The organism is Frigoribacterium sp. CFBP9029 (assembly GCF_034045305.1).
Lineage (GTDB): Bacteria > Actinomycetota > Actinomycetes > Actinomycetales > Microbacteriaceae > Frigoribacterium.
Genome location: NZ_JAXCWB010000005.1, coordinates 74,219 through 100,014, shown reverse-complemented (window position 1 = coordinate 100,014; position 25,796 = coordinate 74,219). Strand labels below are relative to the sequence as shown.

Annotated in this window: 23 protein-coding genes; 8 read left to right on the top strand and 15 right to left on the bottom strand. The window is 71.4% G+C overall.

All coding sequences use genetic code 11. The features are described from left to right. Positions 1 to 96: 96 nt before the first annotated feature. Positions 97 to 858: an NAD(P)H-hydrate epimerase gene (locus SOM11_RS08550; RefSeq protein ID WP_320477775.1), complete on the bottom strand. Its 762-nt coding sequence runs from the start codon at positions 856 to 858 to the stop codon at positions 97 to 99. Positions 859 to 944: 86 nt separating this feature from the next. Between SOM11_RS08550 and SOM11_RS08545 the strand changes: the two genes are divergently transcribed. Beyond that, a complete protein-coding gene (locus SOM11_RS08545; RefSeq protein ID WP_320477774.1) occupies positions 945 to 1,742 on the top strand; it encodes an alpha/beta hydrolase in 798 nt (265 codons plus the stop codon). A gap of 138 nt (positions 1,743 to 1,880) precedes the next feature. Next, positions 1,881 to 3,512: a flavin monoamine oxidase family protein gene (locus SOM11_RS08540; RefSeq protein WP_320477773.1), complete on the top strand. Its 1,632-nt coding sequence runs from the start codon at positions 1,881 to 1,883 to the stop codon at positions 3,510 to 3,512. Here SOM11_RS08540 and SOM11_RS08535 read toward each other — a convergent pair. Both SOM11_RS08535 and SOM11_RS08530 read right to left on the bottom strand, forming a co-directional pair. Continuing rightward, entirely contained in the window at positions 3,401 to 4,240 is an 840-nt protein-coding gene (locus SOM11_RS08535) for a Pr6Pr family membrane protein (protein ID WP_320477772.1), read from the bottom strand. The two genes, SOM11_RS08540 and SOM11_RS08535, sit on opposite strands and share 112 nt — an antisense overlap. An 85-nt stretch (positions 4,241 to 4,325) precedes the next feature. Further along, positions 4,326 to 5,162, bottom strand: a complete 837-nt coding sequence (locus SOM11_RS08530; protein WP_192058977.1) for an aldo/keto reductase — start codon at positions 5,160 to 5,162, stop codon at positions 4,326 to 4,328. Between the two features lie 315 nt (positions 5,163 to 5,477). Here SOM11_RS08530 and SOM11_RS08525 point away from each other — a divergent pair, with 315 nt between their 5' ends. Then, positions 5,478 to 5,759, top strand: a complete 282-nt coding sequence (locus tag SOM11_RS08525; RefSeq protein WP_192058979.1) for a hypothetical protein — start codon at positions 5,478 to 5,480, stop codon at positions 5,757 to 5,759. A 161-nt stretch (positions 5,760 to 5,920) separates the two neighbouring features. Here the strand turns inward: SOM11_RS08525 and SOM11_RS08520 are convergent, their stop codons facing one another. From SOM11_RS08520 to chvE, 8 genes are all read right to left on the bottom strand, one after another. Beyond that, positions 5,921 to 6,622: an endonuclease/exonuclease/phosphatase family protein gene (locus tag SOM11_RS08520; protein ID WP_308196247.1), complete on the bottom strand. Its 702-nt coding sequence runs from the start codon at positions 6,620 to 6,622 to the stop codon at positions 5,921 to 5,923. Between the two features lie 159 nt (positions 6,623 to 6,781). Beyond that, complete coding sequence (locus SOM11_RS08515; RefSeq protein WP_320477771.1) at positions 6,782 to 9,946, bottom strand: S8 family serine peptidase; 3,165 nt, start codon at positions 9,944 to 9,946, stop codon at positions 6,782 to 6,784. A gap of 176 nt (positions 9,947 to 10,122) precedes the next feature. Continuing rightward, positions 10,123 to 11,202, bottom strand: coding sequence for a helix-turn-helix transcriptional regulator (locus tag SOM11_RS08510; protein WP_192058983.1), 1,080 nt, complete (start codon positions 11,200 to 11,202; stop codon positions 10,123 to 10,125). Positions 11,203 to 11,280: 78 nt separating this feature from the next. After that, positions 11,281 to 12,291 carry an LLM class flavin-dependent oxidoreductase gene (locus SOM11_RS08505; RefSeq protein ID WP_192058985.1) on the bottom strand — a complete coding sequence of 337 codons (1,011 nt, stop codon included), beginning with the start codon at positions 12,289 to 12,291 and terminating at the stop codon, positions 11,281 to 11,283. After that, on the bottom strand, positions 12,288 to 13,325 hold the full coding sequence (locus SOM11_RS08500) for a LacI family DNA-binding transcriptional regulator (RefSeq protein WP_320477770.1): 1,038 nt from the start codon (positions 13,323 to 13,325) through the stop codon (positions 12,288 to 12,290). The genes SOM11_RS08505 and SOM11_RS08500 overlap by 4 nt, the downstream gene beginning before the upstream one ends. Before the next feature lie 105 nt (positions 13,326 to 13,430). Next, positions 13,431 to 14,699 (bottom strand): multiple monosaccharide ABC transporter permease, encoded by a 1,269-nt coding sequence (mmsB, locus tag SOM11_RS08495; RefSeq protein WP_192058989.1) that lies wholly within the window; start codon positions 14,697 to 14,699, stop codon positions 13,431 to 13,433. After that, positions 14,686 to 16,215, bottom strand: coding sequence for a multiple monosaccharide ABC transporter ATP-binding protein (gene mmsA, locus SOM11_RS08490; RefSeq protein ID WP_197981772.1), 1,530 nt, complete (start codon positions 16,213 to 16,215; stop codon positions 14,686 to 14,688). Before mmsA ends, mmsB begins: the two co-directional genes overlap by 14 nt. A gap of 115 nt (positions 16,216 to 16,330) precedes the next feature. Next, on the bottom strand, positions 16,331 to 17,458 hold the full coding sequence (gene chvE, locus SOM11_RS08485; protein WP_192058994.1) for a multiple monosaccharide ABC transporter substrate-binding protein: 1,128 nt from the start codon (positions 17,456 to 17,458) through the stop codon (positions 16,331 to 16,333). Positions 17,459 to 17,941: 483 nt separating this feature from the next. Between chvE and SOM11_RS08480 the strand changes: the two genes are divergently transcribed. Then, positions 17,942 to 18,253: a hypothetical protein gene (locus SOM11_RS08480; RefSeq protein ID WP_192058996.1), complete on the top strand. Its 312-nt coding sequence runs from the start codon at positions 17,942 to 17,944 to the stop codon at positions 18,251 to 18,253. Positions 18,254 to 18,271: 18 nt separating this feature from the next. Here SOM11_RS08480 and SOM11_RS08475 read toward each other — a convergent pair whose 3' ends face one another. The 3 genes from SOM11_RS08475 to SOM11_RS08465 form a co-directional block, all read right to left on the bottom strand. After that, the gene (locus SOM11_RS08475; RefSeq protein WP_320477769.1) at positions 18,272 to 19,819 is read right to left on the bottom strand and encodes an LCP family protein; all 1,548 of its coding nucleotides are present in this window, start codon (positions 19,817 to 19,819) and stop codon (positions 18,272 to 18,274) included. Between the two features lie 63 nt (positions 19,820 to 19,882). Beyond that, on the bottom strand, positions 19,883 to 20,854 hold the full coding sequence (locus SOM11_RS08470; protein WP_320477768.1) for an aldose 1-epimerase family protein: 972 nt from the start codon (positions 20,852 to 20,854) through the stop codon (positions 19,883 to 19,885). After that, on the bottom strand, positions 20,847 to 22,103 hold the full coding sequence (locus tag SOM11_RS08465) for an FAD-binding protein (RefSeq protein ID WP_320477767.1): 1,257 nt from the start codon (positions 22,101 to 22,103) through the stop codon (positions 20,847 to 20,849). The genes SOM11_RS08470 and SOM11_RS08465 overlap by 8 nt, the downstream gene beginning before the upstream one ends. Before the next feature lie 250 nt (positions 22,104 to 22,353). Here SOM11_RS08465 and SOM11_RS08460 point away from each other — a divergent pair, with 250 nt between their 5' ends. Continuing rightward, positions 22,354 to 22,782: a hypothetical protein gene (locus SOM11_RS08460; RefSeq protein WP_320477766.1), complete on the top strand. Its 429-nt coding sequence runs from the start codon at positions 22,354 to 22,356 to the stop codon at positions 22,780 to 22,782. A 63-nt stretch (positions 22,783 to 22,845) separates the two neighbouring features. Here SOM11_RS08460 and SOM11_RS08455 read toward each other — a convergent pair whose 3' ends face one another. After that, on the bottom strand, positions 22,846 to 23,511 hold the full coding sequence (locus SOM11_RS08455; RefSeq protein WP_320477765.1) for an SDR family NAD(P)-dependent oxidoreductase: 666 nt from the start codon (positions 23,509 to 23,511) through the stop codon (positions 22,846 to 22,848). A gap of 54 nt (positions 23,512 to 23,565) precedes the next feature. Between SOM11_RS08455 and SOM11_RS08450 the strand changes: the two genes are divergently transcribed. The 3 genes from SOM11_RS08450 to SOM11_RS08440 all read left to right on the top strand — a co-directional run bounded on the left by SOM11_RS08450 (position 23,566) and on the right by SOM11_RS08440 (position 25,726). Further along, complete coding sequence (locus SOM11_RS08450) at positions 23,566 to 24,195, top strand: helix-turn-helix domain-containing protein (protein ID WP_320477764.1); 630 nt, start codon at positions 23,566 to 23,568, stop codon at positions 24,193 to 24,195. Between the two features lie 125 nt (positions 24,196 to 24,320). Next, positions 24,321 to 24,878: an RNA polymerase sigma factor gene (locus SOM11_RS08445; RefSeq protein ID WP_243213963.1), complete on the top strand. Its 558-nt coding sequence runs from the start codon at positions 24,321 to 24,323 to the stop codon at positions 24,876 to 24,878. 2 nt (positions 24,879 to 24,880) lie between these two features. Next, positions 24,881 to 25,726: a hypothetical protein gene (locus SOM11_RS08440; protein ID WP_320477763.1), complete on the top strand. Its 846-nt coding sequence runs from the start codon at positions 24,881 to 24,883 to the stop codon at positions 25,724 to 25,726. The last annotated feature ends 70 nt before the right edge of the window (positions 25,727 to 25,796 follow it).

Sequence of the window (25,796 nt, the reverse complement as noted above, 5' to 3'; positions counted from 1 at the left end):
ACGGGAGGCAGGAGTTGCCAGCGGGGGCGCGGCGCCGGGGGCGGGGGCGCGGCGCGGGCAGGGGCGCGGGGCGGGGCGGGAGCGGGAGCGGGGGGGCTAGGGGGTGGAGAGCTCGGGGGCTCCGAGGCGGAGACCGATGTCGATCAGGACGACGCGGCCAGCGAGCATCGGCCCGCTGCCGCGAAGGAGCCCCGCCTTGCGTCCGCCGAAGGTGACGGTCACGTCCGCCGGCAGCACCAGCTCGGCCGATCCGTCGTCGGGATGGAGGCCGCTGGGGAGGTCGACCGCGACCACCAGCGGACGCCCCAGCACCGGCCCCGACGGCCCCGAGGGCCCCGAGGGCCCCGGCCCACCAGCCCCCGGCCCCGCAGACCCCGCACCAGCCCCCTCCCCAACGGACCCCGCACCCCCGCCCAGCGCCGCCACCACGCGCCGCGCGTCCCCTCGCAACCCGCCGCTGGCACCCGTGCCCACCATCCCGTCGAGCACCACGTCGTACCCGCGCAGCAGTCCGGGCGCCGCCGCGGGGTCCGTCCAGGGGTCCAGCGCGTCGATCGTCGCGCCGGCGCCCAGGGCGGCCGCGAGCCCCGCCTCGTGCAGGTGCGATCCCGTGGGCACCACGGTCACCACGCCCCCGGGCACGAACTCCTGCGCCAGCGATGCGCCGGCGTAGAGGGCGTCCCCGCCGTTGTCGCCGCTGCCGACGAGCAGCAGGATCCGCGGGGCCGAGGAGGCGCGCAGCAGCCCGGACACGACCCCCGCGAGTCCGTCGGCGGCCCGCTGCATGAGCGGCTCCCCGGCCTCGAGCAGCGGCTTCTCGGCGGCACGGATCTGGGCGGCGGTCCAGGCATCGGTCATGCCTCCACTCTGCCCCTCGCCGCACGCGAGGCGCCGACTCGCCGCACGCGAGGCGCCGACGCCCGCCCTGCTGCCAGACTGGACGGATGCGTGCTCAGGCGAACAACCCCGTCGACGGAACCGAGATCGCCTACGAGGTGGACGGCGACGGCCCTCCCCTGGTGCTGGTGCACGGCTCCGGCCTCTCGCGCGGCACCTGGCGCGGGCTCGGCTACCTGCGCGATCTGCAGCGCGACTTCACGGTGGTCGCCCTCGACATGCGGGGTCACGGCAAGAGCGGCAAGCCGCACGATCCCGCGTCGTACACGATGGACCTCCACCGCGGCGACGTCGAGGCCGTGCTCACCGCGACCGGGCTCGAGCCGGCGCACTACGTCGGCTACTCGTTCGGCGCCCGGATCGGCCTCTCGATCGCGGCCCACACTCCGCGGCTGCTGCGCACGCTGACGACGATCGGCGGCAGCTGGGCCCCCATGAACGGCAACATCGGCGCCACGTTCGCCCCCGACTGGCATGAGGCGCTCACCACCGGCGGCATGGCCCGCTTCGTCGACCGGTGGGGCCAGACCATCGGCCGTCCGATCGACCCCGAGACCCGTCTCGCGTTCATGCAGGACGACCCCGAGGCGCTGGCCGCCTTCTTCACCGCGGCCGAGACCGGCGGCGGCCTGACCGTCGACCAGCTCGACTCGGTGACCGTGCCCACCCTCCTGCTCGCCGGCACCCGCGACGTCGACCGGCACCGCGAGTCGCAGGAGGCCGCACGCCGCATGCCGGCCGCCGCCTTCTACTCGCTCGTCGGCCAGGATCACGCGTCGTCGCTTCTCCCCGTCGATCAGGTCACCGACCTGCTCCGCACCTATCTCGAGGCCGTCGACGCCTGACCGGGGCCGAGGAGGCGCGGCGAGAGCAGCCGAGGAGGCGCGGCGCCGGCAGACAGGAACGCCCGCCGAGGAGTTGCGGTGCCGGCACGCGGCACGGGGTGCGCGGACAGCGTGCCGGGCTGCGAGAATGACGGGACCATGGGCATCAGTCGTCGCGCGTTCCTGACGGGCTCGCTCTCGGGCGCCGCGGTGCTCGTGCTCGCCGCCTGCACCCCCGACGCGCCCTCCCCCGCGCCCACGAGCGGCGCCCCGACGCCGACCGTCGATCCGACGGTGCCCGCCGGTCTGGCCGCGGCCGGGTTCCTCCGGAGCTCGTGGGCCGACGACGCGCTGTCCGGCGGGTCGTCGAGCTACCTCGCCACCGGGTCGACGATCACCGACCGTCTGACGCTCGCCGGGTCGCTCGACGACCGCCTGTTCTTCGCCGGCGAGGCCGTCGCCTCCCGTCACGCCGGCACCGTCTACGGCGCGAGGGCCTCGGGCTTCGACGTCGCCGACGAGATCGCGACCGTCGCCTCCGAGGGCGAGGGCGAGCGCGTCATCGTGATCGGCGCCGGCATCGCCGGGGCCACCGCCGCCCGCGCCCTGGCCGACCGGGGCTTCGACGTCGTGGTCGTCGAGGCCCGCGACCGGATCGGCGGCCGCATCCACACGGTCACCGACGACGACTGGCCCTTCGCCGTCGAGCTCGGCGTGTCGACCCTGTTCGGCGAGGCGGCTCCGGCGCTCGTCGGCGCGCTCGCCCTCGCGGGGGTCGACACCGTCCGCCTCCGCGAGACCGCCACCGGCGCCGGCACGAACCCAGGCACAGGCACAGGCACGGGCACCGCCCAGCTCGAGGCCCGCACCGCCGACGGAACGCCCACCGATCTGACGCAGGCCGTCGCGGCGGCCCTGAGCACCGCCGTGTCCTGGGCCGAGAGCACCGACGGCCCCGACAGCGGCGCGACCGGCGGTGGAACAGGCGGCGGCAGCAGCACGGGTGCAGGCCGCTCCGCGCGTCAGGTCTTCGCCGAGTCCGGTGCCGACCGGGTCTCGACCACGCCCGATGCGACCGGGGTCTCCGACGCCGATCGTGTCGCGTTCCTCCTCGACCGCATCGTGCCGGCCCGGTACGGCGCCGAGGCCGGCGAGCTCGCGATGACGCAGGTCGGCGACGATCTGCTGCCTCTCGACGCGACCCTGGTCACCGGTGGCCTCGAGACGTTCGTCACGGGTCTGCTCGACGGCCTCGACGTGCTGCGCGGCAGCACCGTCGCCCGCATCCAGTACGGCGACCAGGGGGTGGGGCTCCGGCTCGCCACCGGAGAATCGCTGTCGGCCGACCGGGTCGTCTCGACCCTGCCGCTGGGTGTGCTCAAGCAGGGCGCCGTCGAGTTCGAGCCCGCCCTGCCCGCGGCCTACGCGTCGGCGATCGAGTCGCTCGGCATGGGCGACCAGGAGGTTCTCTGGCTGCGCTTCGACCAGGCCTTCTGGTCGACCGAGGCGACCGTCTGGGCCGTGCTCGACGACACGGCGAGCGACCGCCTGTTCGTCAACCTGCTGCCGGCGACCGGCGAGCCCGTCCTCGTCTCGCTGACCGGCGGCGACGCCGGGCGGGCCACGGCCGCGCTCGACGACGACGAGGCGGTCACCGCCGCCCTCGCATCGCTGGCGCCCTACCTCGACCTCGTGTCGGCCTCGCCCGCACCCGGCGAGACCGGCGCGCCCGACGAGACCCCGGCACCCGACGAGACCCCTGCATCCGGCGAGGCGACCCCCGGCAGCTGAGTCGCGACCGACCGGCGGCCACCGACCGGCCTGCGCCGCGCCTCCGGCGAGAGACCGGCCCCGACCCTGATCGACGGGATCCGAGGAGGCGCGCCCGGCACCGCGGGCCGGTTCCGCGGACGAAGTCGGCTGAGTGCGACGAGCCCCACCGTCACACCGATGATGGTGCCGATGGCGATGCCGTTGTAGAGCACGAACTCGTCGGGCCAGCGCACCTGCGCGGGGTCGAGGAAGAAGTACGGGTACCAGCCGACCCGCGCACCGCGCCAGATCGTGAAGAGCCCCCAGACGATCGGGAACGGCAGCGCGGCGAGCACGAGGCGCCAGCGCACGCGCGTCCGCCCGGGAGCGAAGACCCAGTCGATCAGCACGAAGGTGGACAGGTAGAAGTGCAGCACCTGACTCGACCAGGGCACGCCGATCGTGTAGTTGTGACTGGCCGACTCGATGACGATCACGCCGTAGACCAGGCCCGACACGATCACGTACGTCGTCACGAGCGCGTGCAGCGAGGCGAACCACCGCGGCTCGGGCACCCCTCTGAGCATCAGCACACCCGAGACGGTCAGCACCACGACGTTGGCGATGTTGCTCTGCTGCGTGAAGTAGCTGAAGTAGTTGATGGTGCTGAAGGTGCTGAACCCGAGCACGTAGACGAAGTACGAGACGAGGGCCGAGAGCCCCGCGGCGGCGGCGGCCAGCCGGAGCACGCCCACGAGTCGTCGCACGTCGTCACACACTCCCAGGCCGTCGTCTCGAAAGGACCGAGCGTACTAGCGCCCCATGACAGAGGCCGGGCCCAGCAGGGGCTGCTTACGGGATGTAGTTGAACTCGTCGGGGTTCGGGCCCGTGCGCTCGTCCTTGTTCAGGGCCGTGATGGCCGTGACGTCGGCGTCGGTCAGCTCGAAGTCGAACAGGTCGAAGTTCTCTTCGACGCGCGAGCGGGTGACCGACTTCGGGAACACGATGTCGCCGCGCTGGATGTGCCAGCGCAGCGTGACCTGCGCGGTGGACTTGCCGACGCGCTCGGCGATCTCGGTGATGGTCTCGTCCTTCAGGACGCCGCCCTGGGCGATGGGCGACCATGCCTCGGTGTGGATGCCCTTCGAGACGCCGAACTCGCGGAGCGCGTCCTGTGTGAGGTAGGGGTGCACCTCGATCTGGTTGACGACCGGCACGACCGAACCCTCGGCGAGGACGCGCTCGAGGTGCGGCTGCTGGAAGTTCGAGACGCCGATCGACTTGGCGCGGCCGCTGGCGTAGATCTCCTCCAGGGCCTTCCAGGTCTCGATGTAGTCGACGTCGATGCCGGGCAGGGGCCAGTGGATGAGGAACAGGTCGACGTAATCCTGCTTGAGGGCGTCGAGGGTGCCGTCGAACGCCTTCAGCGCGTCGTCGCGCTTGTGGAAGCCGTTGTTGAGCTTCGAGGTGACGAAGATGTCGCTGCGGTCGAGACCGCTCTCGGCGATGGCCTCGCCGACGCCGGCCTCGTTGCCGTACATCTCGGCGGTGTCGATGTGGCGGTAGCCGACCTCGAAGGCGGTGAGCGTCGCGTCCTTCGTCTCGGCCGGGTCGACCTGGTAGACGCCGAACCCGAGCTGGGGGATCTGGATTCCGTTGTTCAGGGTGATGGTGGGGATCGTGGTCATGTCATAAGCCAACCACCGGGGCGGCTCGATGCTTCCAAGAAAGCCCCTGGTGCCTGTACCCCGGGTGTGTTACTGTCATGAGTCGCTTGGAACAGATCCTCTCTGATCGTTCCCGGAACAGCTCTGGCCGAGTCCACACCGTCCTCCTGATCCGAACAGCCCGACGACACCATCGGAGCCACCCCTCACGGGTGCTCACTCCTCCGATCGTCGTGACACGGGCCCGACCGGACACCGTCCGCACCGCCGTCGCATCACGACGGCCCACGCAAGCCGAGACGCTGCGTGCCGTAGAGCACATCGAAAGAACCGAACATGAAGAGCACCATCACCACCATCACGGGCACGGTCACGACCGTCCCGACCCTGACCACCGCCCGCCTCGTCGAGTTCGTCGTCGTCGACGCCCGCGGCGCCGAGTTCGCCGTCCGCGCCTGGAGCGACGTCGTGACCGACGCCGTCCGCGTCGGCGCCACCGTCACGGTCTCCGGCACCGAGGGCTGGGTCATCCCCGGTCGCAGCTGGCGCCGCGAGCCGAGCCGCACCATCGTGCAGGCCTACTCGGTCGACACGGCGGCACTGCTGCTCGCCGCCTGATCCCGCAGCCGGCGACCCCGGCACCCGGCCCGCCCCGCGGCGGCCGACACGCACGCACCGCCCGACCGGCTCAGCCGATCGGGCGGTTCTACGTCGTCCGCGACTCGGACGGCCGCCCGCGACTCGGACGGCCGCCTGCGACTCGGAGGGTCGTCCGCGACTCAGGCGGTCGCGAGACCCTGCGCCCGCACCAGGATCGGCCGGTGGTCGGAGATGCCGGCCGGCAGCGTGACGATGTCGTCGATGGTGAGGCCGATGCTCGTCGCGAAGTCGAAGTGGCCCTTGACGTACCGGTAGCCGAGGTAGGTCGGCGTGTCGCTGCGGGTCAGGATGAAGCCGTCGCGCTCGATCCGCTTGCGCAGCCCCTGGTGGAACCACGGGTAGTTGAAGTCGCCCACCATCAGCATGGGCGCCCGCGGCGCCAGCGCCCGCATGAGTTCGTGCGCCGACGAGACCTGCTTGCGGCGCAGCCCGTTCGTGGCGGTCAGCGGAGCGGCGTGGAACGACCCGACCAGCACGTCGGTCTTCGACACGCGGTCGGCGAGGTGCATCGCCAGCAGCCGCTCGTGGGCGGGCGACATGACCCGGTCGTGCATCGACTTCTTCAGGGCGTACACCTGCGAGCCGAGCAGCTCGAAGCGGTCGGGGCGGTAGTACGCCGCGAGTCCGAGCCGGTTGTTGCGCGTCGACGTCGCCAGCACGAGGTCGCCCAGCCGGTCGGGGATGTCGTTCGTGTCGGCCTCCTGCAGGCAGAGCACGTCGGCTCGGTGGTCGCGCGCCAGGCTTTCGATCTCGCCCTTCGCCGTGTGCTCGCGGAGGTTGTAGCTGATCACGCGCATCGAGTTGCCGTCTTCTTCTTTCACGGGGACCGAACCTAGCCCACCGATGTTTCGACGACGTGCAGATTCGGCACGATATTCGCTCCGGGGACGGCAGGAGGGGGGCCGCACCTCCTCTCGGAAGGTGCGGACCGCCTCCTGGTCACCGTCCGCGACCGGTTCTCGGCGCGGGCTGCCTCAGACTCAGCGCCAGCGCGGCCACCAGTGGTGGATCAGATCGCCGATGGCGTTCCAGATCCAGTCGATGATCGCCCCGAGGTTCCATCCGCCGCCGGGCGTGCCGGGCTCGGTGGGCGGCTCCTCGGGCTCGGGCTCGGCGCCCGAGGCGACGGTCACGTAGGTGACGGTGCCCGTGTCGCCGTACGAGACCCGACCCAGGTAGCTGGCGTCGTAGTCGAGACCGGACCACGAGGTCGTGACCGTGGTGGTCTCGCCGAGCGCCGCCTCGATCGACGCGGGGTCGACGGAGAAGTCGCCGACGGCCTGGGCCGGATCGAGCAGATACGACGTCAGCGAGTAGCCGAGATCGCCGGCCCCCGAGTAGAAGTCGATCATCAGCACGTAGGAGCCCGCCTCGGGCGCCTCGACGTCGAGCTGCTCGTCGGCCGATCCCGTCGCCGCGTAGTCGACCAGCGTGTCGGGCTCGCCCGCCGCATCGGCCGAGTAGAGCAGCAGGTCGAGGTCGGCGGTGTCGTCTGCGGAGTCGAGCACGAACCGGCCGTGCGTCGTGCCCTCGGCGATCGTCAGCGGCACGAGGGCGGGATCGCCGCCCGCGGTGCCCGAGCCGGTCGCGACGGCGCCCTTGGCGAGCCCCTCCGCAGCCAGCGGCAGCGACAGCGCGTCGCCGGCCGTGACGTCGAGCGAGGCCTCGCCCGTCGCGCCCTCGCCGGCCAGCTCGGACGCGACGTCGAGCTGCACGGGGCGGACGGCCAGGGGGCTCCGCACGTCGTGCGTGCCGTCGCTCCAGGTCAGGTAGCCGGTGGCGAACTCGTCGAGCGGCGCCGTCGTGCGGGTGAACTCGACCGTGTACTCCTTCTTCTCGCCGGCCGCGGCGAAGTCCAGCGTCGCGGGCGACACCTCGACCGAGACGCCGGGCATCTCGACCGGGGCGACGCTGTAGCTGCCCGCCTCGGTCGCCGTCACCGTGCGGGTGACCGTCGCGGTGCCCGCCAGCGAGCCGACGCTGATCGAGGGGAGGTTCATCGACGAGTCGGTGCCCTCGACCGTGTCGATCGAGTCGACGTAGGCCTGCCACTGCTCGGGGCCGTTCTCGTAGAGCAGACCCGGCTCGAGGAACCTCGTCGGGTCGACGTGACCCGCACCCTGGGCGAAGACGTCGCGACTCGGCTGACCGTCGGGTCCGACGAGGTCGTACGCGGTGGTCATCATGGCCGACTTGACCTCGTCGGGCGACCAGTCGGGGTGCGCGGTCGCCGAGAGGTAGAGCGCGGCGAGACCGGCGATGTGCGGCGACGACATCGACGTGCCCGACAGGAACTCGTACGAGCCCGCCTCGCCCGCGGCGTTAGCCCCGTCGGCGAGGATCGCGACGCCGGGCGCCGAGATGTCGGGCTTGAGCAGGTTGCCGCCGTCGGCCGTCACCGGACCGCGCGACGAGAAGCCGGCGATCTGGGGCGTCGCGGGCTCGGGCAGACCCTCGGGGTTGCCGTCGAGCAGCGTCACCGTGGCGCCCGCGGTGGCCGCGTAGGCGTGCAGCGCGGTGTAGCCCTCGGCGTCGACGTGGACCGTCGGGATGACGTGCTCGTCGAGGTCGACGGAGCTCGGGGTCTTGTTGACCAGCAGCATCCCGATGCCGCCGACCCGGTCGACCTCGGCGCTCTTGTCGGTGCGGCCGACCACTCCGCGGTCGCAGAGGACCACGGCGTCGTCGGGCACGAGCGCGGCGTCGAGCGTGCCCGGCGTGCAGAGCAGGGCGTCGGCGGTCGACGCCGAGGCCAGCTTCACCGCCTGCGAGTCGACGAGCGTGCCGGTCAGGCCCTCGTCGCCGACGGGCACGGTGATCGATCCGCCCAGGTACGAGGTGCCGTCGCCCGTGCGGGCGGTGGCGGAGTAGCTCGGGATGGTGCTCGCGGCCACCGTGGTGATCCACGGCGCGGCGTTGTCGGCCGTCGTCTCGGACGGGCCGTCGTTGCCGGCCGAGGCGGCGACGAAGACGCCGGCGGAGGCCGCGCCGAGGAACGCCTGATCGGTCGCCGAGTAGGTGCTGGTCGCGCCGCCCCCGCCGATCGAGTAGTTGATGACGTCGACGCCGTCGGTGACCGCCGCCTCGATGGCGGCGATCAGGTCGAGGGTGGCGCAGCCGTCGTCTTCGGTCGAGACGCGGTCGGGGCCGTCCCAGCAGACCTTGTAGGCGGCGATCTTCGCTGCGGGGGCGACACCCGAGATCGTGCCGAAGTCGCGACCGGCGACCTGGGCCTCGACGTCGGCGTTGCCGGCCGCGGTGCTCGCCGTGTGCGAGCCGTGGCCGTTGCCGTCGCGGGGCGAGAGGTACTCGCCCTGCTCCTCGGTGCCGATGTTGCCGACGCCGAAGCCGTCGACGAAGTAGCGCGCGCCGATCAGCTTCGTGTTGCAGTCGGCCGCGGTGAACTGCACGCCGGTCTGGCAGACGCCCCGGAAGGTCCCGCCGTCGCCGCGCGGGAAGACCGTCGACGAGCCCTCGAGGTGCGGCTCGGTGGCGCTGGCCGCGCCGAGCGGGTCGCCCGCGAACGAGGCGTTGCCCGCGGCGATGCCGGAGTCGATGATGCCGACGACGACCCCGTCGCCGGCGGCGTCCCGGCCGCCGAGGGAGTCCCAGACGCCGCCCGCGCCCTGGGCGTCGCCGAGACCGAGGAACTCGGTCGAGGGCGTGGCCTGCAGCTTGAGCAGCTCGTTCTTCGAGACGGCGGCGACCGACGGGTCGCTCGCGAGCGACCGGGCCTGGTCGGCCGTGAGGTCGGCGGCGAACGCGTTCGTCGTGACCGAGTAGTGGGCGTCGACCGAGGCTCCGACCGCCGCGGCGACGTCCGCCTGGGTCTCCTCGAGGTGGTCGCTGTACTTCTGCACCGGAGCGGCGCGCGCGTCGAGCCGGGTGCCCTCGGGGGTGGCCGTCGCGGGGAGCCCCGCCGTGCCTCCCTCGTAGGTGGCCGCCGCGGGCTCGCGGAGGGTCACGATGTACTTGCCCGCCGAGAACGACGTGTCGCCGACGACGGCCGGACCCTCGGCGGCGAGGGCCGACGTCGCGGGGAGCGAGACGACTCCCCCGGCGACGAGTGCGGTCGCGAAGAGCCCGGAGGCGAGCAGCGCGGCGAGAGGGGCTTTCGGCCGACGAGGGCCGGATGGAGTGATCACGGGTGCCTTCCGACGCTGTCGCCCCCATGGCGAAGTCGTCGAGTAAGAGTTACCTGAGAATTCATCTGACCCTCAAGCGAGGGTGGTGGCCGAAAGCTGCCACTGGCCGCGCGAGGCCGCATTGTTAACCTGCCGTGACCCGTTCGGGGGACACCGTGTCCGCCACGTGGCCGACGTCAGAGCCAGCCTCGACGTGCGGCCTCGACCCCCGCATGGAACCTGTTGGTCACCCCGAGTTCGCCGAACAGGTCGTGCACGCGGCGCCGCACGGTGCGCACCGAGAGACCGAGCCGCTGGGCGACGACCTCGTCGGTGGCGCCGGCGGCCATCAGGGCGATCAGGTCGCGCTCTTCGAGACTCGGCCCGCGGCGCGGCGACGCGGCGGCATCCGTCGGGCGGCTCTCGTCGGCGACCCGGGCGGCGATCAGCGACCAGTCGGGCGACCCCGAGCCCCCTCCCCCGGCGCCCGCGGTGGCGGACCGGTCGACGGGCACGGGCACCGCGGCACGCCAGCGCTGCTCGAACAGCTCGACGAGGGCCGCGACGAGAGCCGGCGACTCGGTGACCAGCGCCTCCGGGGCGGCGGGGTCGTGACCGAGCGAGACGAGGGCGATGCGCTCGTCGGCGACGGCGAGCTTGACGGGGAGCGAGTCGGTCAGCCGCGCCTCCTCGCCGTGACCGCCCAGGCGGTGGACGCCCTGCCAGCGTCCGTCGGCCGCGAAGCTGTCCATCGTGTAGACGGCCCGCCAGCGGACGCCCCGTGCGAGCGCGGTGCGCTCGGTGCCCTCGTTGCCGACGACGACGTAGGGCGGCCGGTCGAACGCGACGAACGACCGGGTCGCGGTCAGCTCGAGTCGCGTGTACCGGTCGCCGATGGCGGCCGCGCCGACCAGCGTGCGGGTGACCGCCGACGGGTCGGCCCGGCGACGCGTCTCGTCGAACAGCTCGGCCAGGACCCCCGTGGAGGCGCGGGCCGAGGCGAGCGCATCGGCCCGCCTCGCGACGAGGGCCGGCACCGAGACCCGGGGGTCGACCGCCGCCCAGCGCGCCGACGCGGTGACGCCCGGCGCGCTCTCGTGCACGAGCCCCAGCGCCCGGAGCCGCTGGAGACCGGCCTCGACCGCCGCCTGCTCGAGGTGCGGCAGCCCGGCGCCGAGGGCGTCGACGCCGACGCCGTCGGACTCGGCGAGGACGACCTCGTACACCTCGGCGGCGACCGCGTCGACGCCGAGCGCCGAGAGCTCGGGCAGACTCATGCGCTCGACCCTAGCCGCGCCCGCGCCCGCCTCTGCACCCGCCGACGGAGCCCGGTGCAGCGCCGCGAGGCGCGCGGCCTACGCGGCGGGAGTGAGCCGCATCGCGTCGGCGAGCAGCGCGACCGACCGGAGCCGCGCCTCCTTCGACGACCCGGCGTGGGCCACGATCAGCTCGTCGGCCTGCGCGGTGCGGGCGAACTGCTCCATGTACTCGCGCGCCTCGGAGGGGGTGCCGACCGCGGTGTAGGTCGTCATCGACAGCACGTGCTGCCCCACCGGGGTGCGCAGCAGGTGATCGAGCTCGGCGTCGTCGAACTCGCGGGCGACGTCGATCTGACCGCTCTGACGCAGCAGCATCAGCAGGCGCTGACGCTTGACCACGGCGAACTGCGCGTCGGCGTCGTCGGAGTCGTCGGCGACCACGGCGTTCACGGCCGCGATCACATAGGGCTCGGCCAGCTGCTCGGACGGCTGGAACTCGCGACGGTAGGCGGTCACGGCGTCGATCAGGTCGTTCGGCGCGAAGTGCGAGGCGAACGCGTAGGGCAGACCGAGCGCGGCGGCGAGCTTCGCCCCGAACAGCGACGAGCCGAGGATGTACAGCGGCACGTTGGTGCCGCCGCCGGGCACCGCCTGCACGCCGGCGATGCGCGACTCGCCGGCGAGGAACGCCTGGAGCTCGAGGATGTCCTGCGGGAACCGCTCGGACGACGCCGGGTCGCGGCGCAGCGCCCGGAACGTCGCCTGGTCGCTGCCCGGCGCCCGCCCGAGCCCGAGGTCGATGCGGCCCGGGTGCAGGGTCTCGAGCGTGCCGAACTGCTCGGCGATGGTGAGGGGCGAGTGGTTCGGCAGCATGACACCGCCCGACCCGAGCCGGATGGTCTTCGTCTGGCTGGCGATGTGCGCGATCAGCACCGACGTGGCGCTCGACGCGATCGACGCCATGTTGTGGTGCTCGGCGTACCAGACCCGCCGGTAGCCGCTCGCCTCTGCCTGCTGTGCGAGCGCGACGGAGGCCGCGAAGCTGTCGCGCACCGTCTCTCCGGGGGCGACGGGGGCGAGGTCGAGGATCGAGAGGGGAATGCTCATGAGGGGGGCAACACCGAGGAGGCGCGGCGTATGCCCGCGGTCGGGGGCGCGGCCGTCGAGCCCCGCACCACGAGCTCGGTCGGGAGGGACGCCACCGGGGTGGAGTCGCCGGCCAGCACCGCCTCGACCGTCGTCATGATGAGACGCCCGAGGGCCTCGAAGTCCTGCCGCACGGTCGTCAGCGACGGCAGGAAGTGCGCGGCCTCGGGGATGTCGTCGAAGCCGACGATGCTCACGTCTCCGGGTACCGACACCCCGGCCTCGGCGAAGGCGTGCACGAGGCCGAGCGCCATCTGGTCGTTGCCGCAGAACACGGCCGTCACCTCGCCGGCGGCGACGCGGTCGACGAGCTCGCGGCCGACGCGGTGCCCCGAGGCGGGGGTCCAGTCGCCGCGCAGCAGCACCGACGGGTCGAGTCCGAGCCGGGTGCAGGCGCCTCGCCAGCCGCGTTCGCGGTCGCGGCCGTCCATCCAGCCCTCGGGGCCGGCGACGTGCGCGATGCGGGTGTGGCCGAGCGCGGCGAGGTGCTCGACCGCCGACTCCGCGCCCGCCACCTGGTCGAGCGACACCGTGTGGTGGCCGGCCTCGGCCTCGCTGTCGGCGGTGACGAGCGGCACCGACACCTCGGCCCGGCGGAGCACCCGCAGCACCTCGGGGTCGGGGGCGATCAGCACGAGGGCGGCGACGTTCTGACCGAGCAGCGCGTCGAGGGCCTGCTGCATGCCCTTCCGGTCGGCGACGTCGAGGGTCGCCATCGACACCTGGTAGCCCGCGCGGCGTGCCGCGCCGTTGAAGCCGTGCATGGTGCTCGACGGGCCGTAGTACGGGAACCCGGTGCTGATCAGGCCGATCGAGGTCGTCCTACGGCTGGCGAGGGCCCGCGCGGCCAGACTCGGCCGGTAGTTCAGCTCGTCGACGGCGGCGTCGACCTTCGCCTTCGTGGCCGGTCGCACCGACGGGTCGCCGTTGACGACCCTCGAGACGGTCTGGTGCGAGACGCCGGCTGCTGCCGCGACGTCGAAGAGGGTTGCCACGTGATGATCCTAGGTCTGTTCGTTTCGCGGGTCGGACGGGCCCGGACGACGAGGAGGCGCGGCTCCCGTGATCGGGAACCGCGCCTCCTGATGGGGTCGCTCTCGCTACTTGGTGGCCGAGGCGGCGCGACGCTTGTTGAAGACGTCGAACGCGACGGCGGCGAGCAGCACCAGGCCCTTGATGAGCGACTGGTACTCCGTGCCGACACCGAGGATCGACATGCCGTTGTTCAGGATGCCGATGATCAGACCACCGACGATGGCGCCGGTGACGGTGCCGATGCCGCCGGTGACCGCCGCACCGCCGATGAAGACGGCGGCGATCGCGTCGAGCTCGAAGCCGTTGCCGGCGTTGCCGCTGGCCAGGTTCAGCTGACCGGTGAAGACCAGGCCGGCCAGAGCCGAGATGACGCCCATGTTGACGAACAGCAGGAACGTGACGCGCTTGGTCTTGATGCCCGACAGCTCGGCCGCGTGCAGGTTGCCGCCGATGGCGTAGACGTGGCGGCCGAAGACCGAGTTCTTCATGACCGTCGAGTAGACGACGACGAGGACGGCGAGGACCACGAGGACGATCGGGGTGCCCGAGTAGCTGGCGAGCAGGAACCCGATGTACATGACGAGCGCGACCGTGAAGACGAGCTTCGTGACGAACCACAGGAACGGCTCGTCCTCGAGCTGGTACTTGCGACGCGTGGCACGACCGCGGAGGCCCGTGCCGATCAGCGCGACCGCCGCGATGGCGCCGAGCACCAGGGTGAGCGGCTCGTAGCCGGTCGTGCCGAACGTCGGCAGGAACCCGGAGCCGATGTCGCGGAACCCCTGGGGGAACGGCGAGATCTGCTGCGTCTGCAGGGCGATCTGGGCGGCACCGCGGAAGGCGAGCATGCCCGCCAGGGTGACGATGAACGCCGGTATGCCGAAGTAGGCGATCCAGAACCCCTGCCAGGCGCCGACCAGGCCGCCGAGCACGAGGCAGAGCACCACGGCGACGGGCCAGGGCAGACCCCACTGCGTGATCATGACGCCGGCCATGGCGCCGGTGAAGGCCACGATCGAGCCCACCGAGAGGTCGATGTGACCGGCGATGATGACCATGACCATGCCGATGGCGAGGATCAGGATGTAGCTGTTCTGGACGATCAGGTTCGAGACGTTGATCGGCGCCAGGGTGATGCCGTTGGTCGTGATCTGGAAGAACAGCACGATGACGATCAGCGCGATGAAGAGGCCGATCTGGCGCAGCTGGCCGCCGAGGTACGAGAACGCACCGACGATCGGGTTGCCACCGGAGCCGGACTGCGGCTGACGGGACGACGGCGACCCGCCGGTGGGCTTCGGGTCGGTGGCCTGGGTGGGGCTAGGCGCGCTCATTGACGGGGCTCTCTCGTTCGAGGGTCATGTACTTCAGGAGGAACTCGGGGGTCGCCTCGGCGATCGGCACGTCGGCCGTGATGCGCCCCTCCGAGAGGGTGTAGATGCGGTCGCAGATGCCGAGCAGCTCGGGCAGCTCGCTCGAGATGACGATCACTCCCTTGCCGGCGTCCGCGAGCTGGTTGATGATCGTGTAGATCTCGTACTTGGCGCCGACGTCGATGCCGCGCGTGGGTTCGTCGAGGATGAGCACGTCGGGGTCGGCGTACATCCACTTCGACAGCACGACCTTCTGCTGGTTGCCGCCCGAGAGCTTGCCCGTCACGGCCGCCACGTTCGGCGCCTTGATGTTCATGCTCTTGCGGTAGCGCTCGGCGACCGTGCTCTCTTCGGACCGGTTGACGAAACCCCAGTTCGCGAGTTTGCCGAGGGCCGAGCCCGAGACGTTGCGCGTGATGTCGTCGATCAGGTTGAGACCGTACTTCTTGCGGTCTTCGGTGGCGTAGGCGAGACCGGCCGCGATGGCCTTGCTCACCGTGTTGATCTTGATCGGCTCGCCGCGCTTGTAGACGGTGCCCGAGATGCCGGTGCCGTAGCTGTGGCCGAAGACGCTCATCGCGAGCTCGGTGCGACCGGCGCCCATCAGGCCCGCGATGCCGACGATCTCGCCGGCGCGCACGTTCAGGTTGGCCTGGTGGATGATCTCGCGGCTCGAGTCGAGCGGGTGGTGGACGGTCCAGTCCTCGATGCGCAGCAGCTCGTCGCCGATGGTCGACTCGTGCGACGGGTAGCGGCTCTCGAGGTCGCGGCCGACCATGCCCTTGATGATGCGGTCTTCGGAGACCTCGCCGGCGTGCATGTCGAGGGTCTCGATGGTCTTGCCGTCGCGGATGATCGTGACCTTGTCGGCGATCTCCTTGATCTCGTTCAGCTTGTGACTGATGATGATCGAGGTGATGCCCTGGCCCTGCAGGCTCTTGATGAGGTCGAGCAGGTGGGCCGAGTCGTCGTCGTTCAGCGCCGCGGTCGGCTCGTCGAGGATGAGCAGCTTGACCTTCTTCGACAGCGCCTTGGCGATCTCGACCAGCTGCTGCTTGCCGACGCCGATGTCCGTCACCTTGGTGACCGGGTTGTCGCGGAGACCCACGCGGGCCAGCAGACCGGCCGCGTCGAGGTTGGTCTTGTTCCAGTCGATGAAGCCGCCCTTGGACTGCTCGTTGCCGAGGAAGATGTTCTCGGCGATCGACAGGAAGGGGCTGAGCGCCAGCTCCTGGTGGATGATGACGACGCCCGCGGCCTCGGAGTCGTTGATGTTCTTGAAGTCGACGGGCTGGCCGTCGAGCATGATCTGACCGTCGAAGGACCCTGACGGGTAGACCCCCGACAGCACCTTCATCAGCGTCGACTTGCCGGCGCCGTTCTCGCCGCAGATCGCGTGGACCTGGCCGCGCTCGACCTCCAGCGTGACGTTCTGCAGTGCCTTGACGCCGGGGAACGTCTTCGTGATGTCGCGCATCTCGAGGATCGTGTTCGCCACGTGTTCCTTCTTTCGTGCCTGGGGTGAGGTGGAGCGATGGAGCGCAGGAGGCGCGGTGCGGGTGCGCCGCGCCTCCTGCGTTCTCGGGAGGGACCTACTTCAGGTCGGCCTCGGTGAAGTAGCCGCTGTCGACGAGGACCTCCTTGTAGTTGTCCTCGGTGACGATGGTCGGCTGGAAGAGGAACGTCGGGACGACCTTCTCGCCGTTGTCGTACGTCTTGTCGTCGTTCGTCTCGGGGGTGTCGCCCTTGAGGAGGTCGTCGGCCATGATCACGGACTGGTCGGCGAGCTGACGGGTGTCCTTGTAGATGGTCGAGTACTGCTGACCGGCGATGATCGACTTGACCGAGGCGGCCTCGGCGTCCTGACCGGTGACGACGGGGAGGTCGGCGTCGGAGTAGCCGGCACCCTGCAGCGCCGAGATGATGCCGATCGAGATGCCGTCGTAGGGCGACAGCACGCCGTCGAGCTTCGTTCCGCCCGAGTAGGTCGAGGCGATCAGGTTCTGCATGCGGGCCTTGGCGGTCGCGGGGTCCCACTGCTGCGTGGCGGCCTGCGTGAACTGGTCCTGGCCGGAGCCGATGGTCAGCGAGCCGTCTTCGATGTAGGGCTTCAGGGTGTCCATCGCGCCGTTGAAGAAGAAGGTCGCGTTGTTGTCGTCGGGGCTGCCGGCGAAGACCTCGATGGTCTTCTTCTCGGCGCCGTCGATCTTGGCGCCGTCGGCGTCGGCGAGGCCGAGACCGGTCAGCAGGCTGGTCGCCTGGTCGACGCCCACCTTGTAGTTGTCGAACGACACGTAGTAGTCGACGTTCTCGTTGCCCGTCAGGAGGCGGTCGTACGAGATGACCTTGATGCCGGCCTTGGCGGCCGAGTCGAGCTGGTCGCTCAGCGAGCCGCCGTCGATCGAGGCGACGATGAGCACCTTGGCGCCCTTGGTGATCATGTTGCTGACCTGCTGGACCTGCTGGGGGATCTTGTTGTCGGCGTACTCGAGGTCGACCTTGTAGCCCTTGTCCTCCAGGGCGCTCTTGACGGCGTCGCCGTCCTTGATCCAGCGCTCGGAGACCTTGGTGGGCATCGCGACGCCGACGAGGGCGCCCGAGTTGTCGCCGCCGCTGTCGCCGCTGCCGGCGTCGGCGCCGCGGCCGCCGCCCGAGCAGGCGGCCAGCGATGCGACGAGTCCGACGGCGACGATGCCGGAGAGGAGCTTCTTGTTCTTCACTGTGTGATTCCTTCGGTGTCCGTGTCATCTCGACGACGTCGTCGATGACGGTGGGAGGGGGTGGGTGACTCTGCGGACGGGTCTGAGTGACCGGTCACACGGGCAGGAGGGTGCGGGTGGCGAGACGAGGTGACGGGCGCCTCGGGTCGCTGCCGCCCCGGGATCCGGGGCGGGGAGGATGCGATGGCCGCGCGGGAGGCGGCCGACGTCAGCCGAGGAGGCGCGAGGACGTGCCGCGGGAGGGAGACGGGGATGAGACGGTCGCCGAAAGCGGTCGGCGACTCTCGTGTCGGGTGGTGATGCAGGTGTACACAGGTGACCTCTTCGTCAGGGACTGCTTCCAATGTGAGCGCTCACATCCGAGCGCTCGCCAATGATGCGCGCTGCGCAGGCGCGTGTCAAGTCGGCTGTCCCCCGGCGCGGTTAACACGCTCGCCACATGCCGTTCACGTCGCTGAGCGGAAGGCACGGCACAGTGTGCCCATGATCACCGCGACGGTCACCGTCCACACCGCGCACGACCCCGCGGGCCTGTTCTGGCTGTCGCGGCGGCTGCTGTCCGAGCATGTCGCGGCCAGGGTCGGCGAGGGTCAGTACCTCGTGCAGCTCGCCGACGCGGGAACCGTGCTGCTCACCGAGTCGACCGAGATGCTGCGGTTCGACATGGTGGTGCGAGACGAGCTCTCGGCACGCCGCACGCGACGTGCGCTCGAGGGGGCGTTGAACCGGCTGTCGGCCGGCTCGGTCTCGGCGACGACGTGGCAGATCGACGCCGTCGCGCAGATGCCCGCCTAGCCGGAGCGGCGCCCGGAGTCAGTTGATGCAGGCGCCGGCCGCGTAGCTGGTGCCCACGGGGGACGGGCTCGGGGCGGGCTCGGGGGCGGTGGTCTCGGGGGTCTCGGTCTCGGGGGCGTCGGGGGCCGCGGTCTCGGCGGGAGTCTCGGGAGCGGGAGCGGCTGCGGGGGCCTGCACGGTGACGCCGTCGGCGCCCAGCACGACCGTGACGCTCGTCACCTGACTGGAGGCCACGGCGACGGCACCCGGCAGGTACGCCGCGACGGCCTTCGCCTGGGCCTCCTGCCCGGCGGGGTAGTTGACGACCGTGGCCGCCGTCGACTCGGCCGAGGCCGGTGCCGCCGTGACGAAGCCCGCCGCGGCGAGCGCGTCGGTGGCCACGGTGGCCGCGCCGGTCACGCCGCTGGCGTTGGCCACGCTGACCGACACGTCGGCCGGAGCCGCCGCCGTCGCGTCGGTGTACGCCTGCGGCGGACCGACGAGACCCTGGATGAAGGCGGGCATGGCGCCCTCGTCGACCTCGACGACCGACAGCGCGCTGCCGCCGACGTAGACCGTGGGCGTGCCGAGGATCGGGATGGTGGCCGAGCGGACGTTCTCGGGACGGAGGTCTCTGACCTGGTTGGCGAGCTGCAGGAAGTTCAGCCCCGCGTCGGTCTCCATCGACGAGCTGACGGCGTCGAGCACGGAACCGAGCTTGGCGGGGTTAAGGAGGGTGCCGGCCGAGAGGATCTTGCGGGCCTCGACGCTGAGGAAGTACTGCTGGCGCACCTGCCGGTCGAGGTCGCCGCCGGGCAGCCCGTGCCGCTGCCGCACGAACGAGAGCGCCTGCTTGGCGTCGAGCGTGGAGACGCCGGCGGGCAGGTTCACCCCCGAGAAGCTGTCGACCGCCGCCTGGTTGAGGCACACGTCGACCGGCCCGAGGGCGTCGACCACGCGGTAGAAGCCGATCAGCGACACCCGCACGTAGTGGTCCATCGTGAGGCCGGTGAGGTTCTGCACGGTCTGGATGAGCAGCTGGGCGCCGGCCGCATCGCTGCCGCCGCTCTGCTTGCCGAGGGAGAACGCGGCGTTCAGCTTGTTCTTGCCGTAGCCGGGGATGTCGACGTACGAGTCGCGGGGCATCGAGATCATGGTGGCGCTCGCACCGTCGGCCGGGATGTGCAGCACGATCATCGTGTCGGTGTTGGTCGCCCCGCCGTCGGAGTCCGTGCTGAGCAGGGCGAGCTCTTCGGGGGTGGCGTTGTCGGGCCGGTGGTCGTCGCCGACCAGGAGGATGTTCTGGGCCACGCCGTCGACGTCGTCGCTGTCGTCGCTCCCGCCGCCGCCCGGAGAGGGGATGGCGTCGACGGTCGTGACCCCGCCCACGAAGCGGTTGTAGCTGTAGGCGGCGTACCCGCCGGTGAGGAGCAGCAGCGCCGCCATCACGCCCGCGACGGCGGGCAGCACCACCACTCGTCGGCGACGGGCCCTCGCGTGCCTGGGGGGCGTGCGCCCGTCCGTCGCGGCGGCGTCGCCGCCCTCGTGGGGCGCCGTCTCGTCGTATCGTCCGGGTCGTCTGCTCACACTCGATGGTAACCAGACGACCGGCGAGGGTTCCTGACGATCCCGTGCGGATGACCCGACGGGTCAGACGACGGCCGCGATGCGCCAGCCCGCCTCGTGCGACTCGCCCGGGCCGAGACGGACGAGGTCGATGCCGCTCGTGAACGCGTCGGGCGGGCAGGTCATCGGCTCGACGGCGAGCCCGCGGCGGTGGTTCTCGGGTTCGGGCCGGTCGCCCGTGTGCACCTGCACCCACGACAGCTCGGGGCCCCAGCTCATGCGGACGCCGCGGCCGTCTGCGGCGGTGACCCGCGCCTCCTGCAGTCCGCCGGGCGCGGCCGCGACGTCGGTGAAGGCGTGGTCGACGAAGAGGTCGCCGATCTGACGCCCCTCACGGAAGTCGAACCCGTCGCGCTCGGAGACCCCGTGGACGCCGAGCGGCACCAGGCGGTCGTCGGTCACCTCGAGGTAGCTGTCGGCGGCGAGGGTGAGGGTCCAGTCGTCGACGCGCCCCTCGCCGGCCACGAGGTAGGGGTGCGGGGCGACGCCGTAGGGGGCGCGACCCGTCCCGGCGTTGAGAGCGAGCACCGTGGTGCGCAGCCCGTCGTCGTCGAGCAGGTACTCGACCCGGAGGTCGAGGCGGTACGGGTAGCCGTCGCTCGGCGCGAGCTGCGTGGCCAGGACGACGCGGTCGGGGGTGTGGTGCTCGACCGCCCACTCGGCCCACTGGATCAGCCCGTGCAGGGCGTGACCGCGCTCGGCCTCGGTGATCGGCAGCTGCCGCTCGACGCCCTCGTCGTCGTACGTGCCGTCGACCACGCGGTTGGGCCACGGTGCGAGCAGCGCGCCGCGGTAGAGCGGCCTGACCTCGTCGACGCCGAAGGGCACCACGAGGTCGCGCCCCTCGTGCGTCAGCACGCGCAGCGTCGCCCCGACCCCGGCGATCTCCGCCCGGTAGGGCCCGTGCTCGATGGTGCTCGCCGAACCGCTGACGGGCAGGGTCGAGGCCGACCCCGCGAGCGAGGCGGACGAGGAGGTGCGGGTCGGGTCAGTCAAGGGGGGCCTCTTCGAAGACGGTGCGAGACAGGTGCTCGTTGCGGAACCGGCCGTCGGGGTCGACGGCACGGGCGTGCGCGGCGAAGTCGTCGAGTCGCGGGTAGCGCTCACGCAGCGTCGCGCGGTCGAGCGTAGCCACCTTGCCCCAGTGCGGGCGCGCGTCGAACGGGGCAAGCGCCTCCTCGACGAAGGGCAGCACAGCGAGGACCTCGTCGGCCAGTCGCCGCCAGGTGAAGTGGAACGCGACGCTGGCGCGACCGCCGCTCGGGCTCAGCCAGGCGTCGTCCGCCGCGATGGTGCGGATCTCGCTGACGAACAGGACGTCGGCGAAGCGGTGACCGATGGCGCGCAGGGCCCCGATCGCGGCCACGGCGTGCTCGGCGGGCACGAGGTACTCGCTCTGGATCTCCTCCCCCGCGCTCGGGGTGAAGTCGGCACGGAAGTGCGGCAGGCGGTCGAGCCAGGGGCCCGGCACCCCGAGCTGGGGAGTGACGGCGTCGGCCGCGGTGTCGGGCAGCATGTGCACGGCGACCTCGGCGGGCACGGCGCCGAGGTCGGCGAGATCGAGGCCGACCGGGTCGCCGACGCGGGACTTCGACCACACCTGGTCGACGGAGTCGCCCGTGTAGCGCGTGAAGAGGCTGACGCTGTACGCGTTGCCGACCACCTCGTCGAAGCGGTCGAGCGCCGTCCGCCAGGGCAGGGCGGAGTGGACGGTCTGCACGACGTCGAAGGTCGGCACCGTGTCGAGCACGAGGGCCGTGACGACACCGAGAGCGCCGAGACCGACGACGGAGGCCTCGAAGGCGTCGTCGCCACGTCGGACGACCTCGAGCGAGCCGTCGGCCCGGACGATCTCGACGGCGGCGACGGAGGCGGACAGGGCCGGGTTGCCGACCCCCGAGCCGTGCGTGCCGGTCTGCACGGCACCGGCGACCGAGATGTGCGGCAGCGAGGCGAGGTTCGGCAGCGCGCGACCGTGCCGCTGCAGCTCGGCGGCCAGGACGGCGTGGGTCGTGCCCGCCCCGACGCGGACGGTGCCCGCCTCGGCGTCGAGCTCGATCGGCACGTCGAGCCGGTCGAGCGACACGAGCGTGCCATCGGTGTCGGCGACCCGGTTGAACGAATGCCGCGAGCCGAGGGCCTTCACCCTGCGGGAGGAGGTGACGACGTCGCTCACCTCGTCGACGGTGGTGGGACGGCGCAGGTCTGTCGTCGAGTACTCGACGTTGGCGGCCCAGTTGTGCATCGGGACTCCTTCGGCTCGGTTGCCCGTTCACTCTAGACCTCGACGCTCCCTCGGAGTGAGCGCTCACATGCGTTCCCCGCGAGCCAAGCGACCCGGGGACGACACGCGGCGGACCCCCCGGACTGGGGAGGCGCGACCCCCCTCACTGGGGAGGGGGCGGGCATGGTCCGATCGACCGGGAGCGGGTTGTCTGGAATGGGACGCCACGCGAGGGATCGCCGGCGACCGAGACGACCAGGGGACGATCACGATGGACACCGCCGCATCCGGCACGGATCAGCCGTCCGACGTCGTCCACCGGGCCCCGCGGACCCTCGGGAGGATCCGTTCGGAACGCGCCCCGCGCCTCCGGAGGGCCCCCCGCTTCTACCTCACCTACCTCGACGCACCGCAGGCCTCGGATGACCGCTCGGTGCCCGCCGGCAGCTGCCTCGTGCTGCGGTCCATCGGCGGCGACGACCCCCGGCTCGTGGAGGTCCGCCTGCCCGACGACTCGACCGTGGGCACCGCGCGCCTGCGCCGGGGGTCGTCGGTGGGCGTCGCGTCGCCCGAGTCGCTCGCCGCCCTGGTCTCGCTCGGGACGGTCTTCGTCGACTGGACGTCGCCCGACGGCGTGCGCCGCGCCTCCTGGCTGCGCGTTCCGCCGATCCCCGCCCGGTACCGGGGCCTCGCCGGCTGATCGCGCCCTGTCCGCAGGCGGTCGGATTCGGCACGCGCGCGGCACCCGGGGCTGTCGGACGCGTCAACCGTCGTACGCGACGTGGTGCAGCTCGGCAGCCTGACGCTCGTCGTACAGCTTCACGTAGGCCCGGGCGATGATGTCGGGCTCGGCGTCGGGGTGGCCGGCTCCGATGAGGGCGGTGATCCCGACGTGGGCGACGTAGACGCCCTTCTCGGCGAGTGGGTCGTGGAGGTTCAGAGTCCAGTTCCGAAGACCCGCGGCGGCGATGTTGACGTTACCGAGGAAGGGCATCGGACTGATCGACCCGCCCCCGGTGGTGACCAGGACCGTTCCGTTCCCGGCCTCGATCATGTCGGGCAGCACCCATCCGACGGAGGCGAGGGCTCCGCCGAGGTAGAAGTCGATCTGCGGCTGCAGGTTCTCCATCGTGACGTCGAGGACGTCGACGGGTGCCAGGCTCGGGTCGGCGGGCGAGAACTCGAGGACGTCGATCGGGCCGAGGGTGCCCTTGATCTCGGTGAGGGCGCTCGTGATCGTCTCGGGGCGGCTGACGTCGGCGGTGAACCCCTGGGCACGGACGCCTTCACCCTCGAGGGTCTTCGCGAGGGTGTCGAGCTTGGCCTGGTCGCGGGCGACGAGGGCGACGTCGAAGCCCTTCCGCCCGAAGGCGCGAGCGATCTCGAGGCCCAGGCCGGGGCCCGCTCCGATGATGGTGATGAGAGGCATGGTGCTTCCTTCCGTGGCCCGTCGGTCGTCGGGGCGTCGTGCTGGTGAGATAAGTTGAGGTCGTCCTCAATCAAGCGCCAGCTTATGTTGAGACAACCCTCAATATCCAGTGGAGTTGCCGTGAACAAGACCCCGGGCCTTCGCCGTGACGCGCAGGCGAACCTCGAGAAGCTGCACACGGCTGCCCTCGCGGTGTTCTCGAGCCGCGGGCTGTCCGCGCCGCTGGAGGACATCGCCCGTGAGGCCGGTGTGAGCATCGGGACGCTCTACAACCGGGTGGGCTCGAGGGAGGCACTGATCGATGCAGTCGTGCCTGCCGTCGCGGGCGAGAAGCTGATGGTCCTGACCGAGAGGACTCTGAGCCAGCAGTCCCCGCGCGGACAGCTGGAGACGTTCATCTCGGAGATGATCGACCTGCAGCTCAGCGACCCCGTCATGAACGACGCCATGCTCCGGCGATACCCGGACGCCACCGCACTCATCACCGCCTGCGAGCGATCGACGGCGCTCGGGAAGGAACTGGTCGAGAACGCCCACACCGCGGGCGCGCTGTCGGAAGACTTCACCCCCGACGACCTCATGGCCGTGCTCTGGATGGCCGGGACGGCGAGCCGCGATCCTGCAGCGCCCGACGGTTGGAGGCGTGTCGTCGATCGTGGTCTTGCTGCGGCCTGGACCGACTAGCTCGAGTCAGCAAGGCCCGGCGCCTCATCGAGCCTTCGAAGCGCACATCGACGAAGGCCTCCCTCTGACACTCGTTCCTGCCAAGCTGCCGGTAACACCCGCCTCCTGTCAGACATGTCATAGGTATGAGACCCCCTTCAGACGACACGCTCCGTGCGAGTCGGTTCCGCGACCTCTACGAGACGACCCACGCTGACGTCGTGCGTTTCGTCCGCCGACGGGCCGGACCGGAAGTCGCCGACGACGTCGCCCATGAGGCCTTCCTGGTGGCGTGGCGTCGACTCGACGACATCCCCGTCGAGCACGGAGCCGCTCGTGCGTGGCTGTTCACCACCGCACGCAACTGCCTCCTGAGCGATCGACGCTGGGCCGCCCGGCGCGACGCGCTGCCGATCCGCCTGGCGGCCGAGCGTGACGACACCGACACCGAAGCAGTCGACCGTGAAGTCTCGCTCCGACTCGATCTGCAGGCGGCATGGCCGCGACTCCTCCCCGACCAGCAGGAGGCGCTGTCCCTCGCGATCTGGGACGACCTTTCCTCGGCGGAGGCCGGCCGGGTGCTGGGCATCTCGGCGGCCGCCTACCGGATCAGACTGCACCGTGCCCGCGGCGCCCTCCGACGTCTGATCGACACCCCCGCCTCCTCGGCGATCTTCCGAACCACGACTGCGACGGAGTCCTGACCATGCACGACGACACCCTCTTCCGCACCCTGCGAACCCTGGACGCCGCGCCGCGGCGGACCCCCGACGAGGCATCCCGCCGGCGGGCCGAGGCACGACTCGAGCAGATCCTCGCTGCGAACCCCTCGGGCACGCCCGCTGCTCCCCCGCGCGTCTCCCCGCTCCGACCGACTCAGAAGACCCGATGGCTGGCCCTTTCGGCCGTGGCCGTCATCGCGATCGGCGCTCTCGTGATCGTGCCGACAGTCACCCGGCCCGACCCCGCCTACGCGTCGTGGACCCCCGTGCCGAGCACCCTCACCGAGGCCGAGCGCACGATCGCGGTCACCGCCTGCCTCCAATCGGACGGCGGCTTGAAGTCGGCCCGGCCTCTCCTCGCGGAGCGTCGCGGAGAATGGGTCGGCGTCGTCATCGATGGCGAGATGAACGCTGAAGTCCCCGCGACGACGAGCTGCCTGATGCACCTTCCGACCGGAAGCGATCACGCCGAGTCGCTGACGTGGGGAAGCAGCGGCGGACAGGGCGCCGTACCGATCGGTGGTCAGTTCACCGACGGATCCATCAGTCAATTCGGCGGCGGCGGGCTGTTCGGCCTCTGGGCCCGGCCGACGGTGTCGTTCAACGTCGGCGACGTCGGGTCCGACGTCGCCGCGGTGACGATCGTCGATGCCGACGGCCAGACCGTGCAGGCCACCGTCGACGACGGGCGCTTCGTCGCCTGGTGGCCAGGTCGCGCGTTCGGCGACGAGACTGAGGGCAACGGCGGGCCAGCCCCCTCTCTGACGTACAGCTTGACGATGCGTGACGGCACCGTCATCGACGACGCCGAGCCGACGCTGCCGCGGTAGCGAGTCGCAGCTACAGCATCTCCGCCGTGTCCGAGTGCGCCGACGGCGACGCGTCGGAGATGCAGGGCGA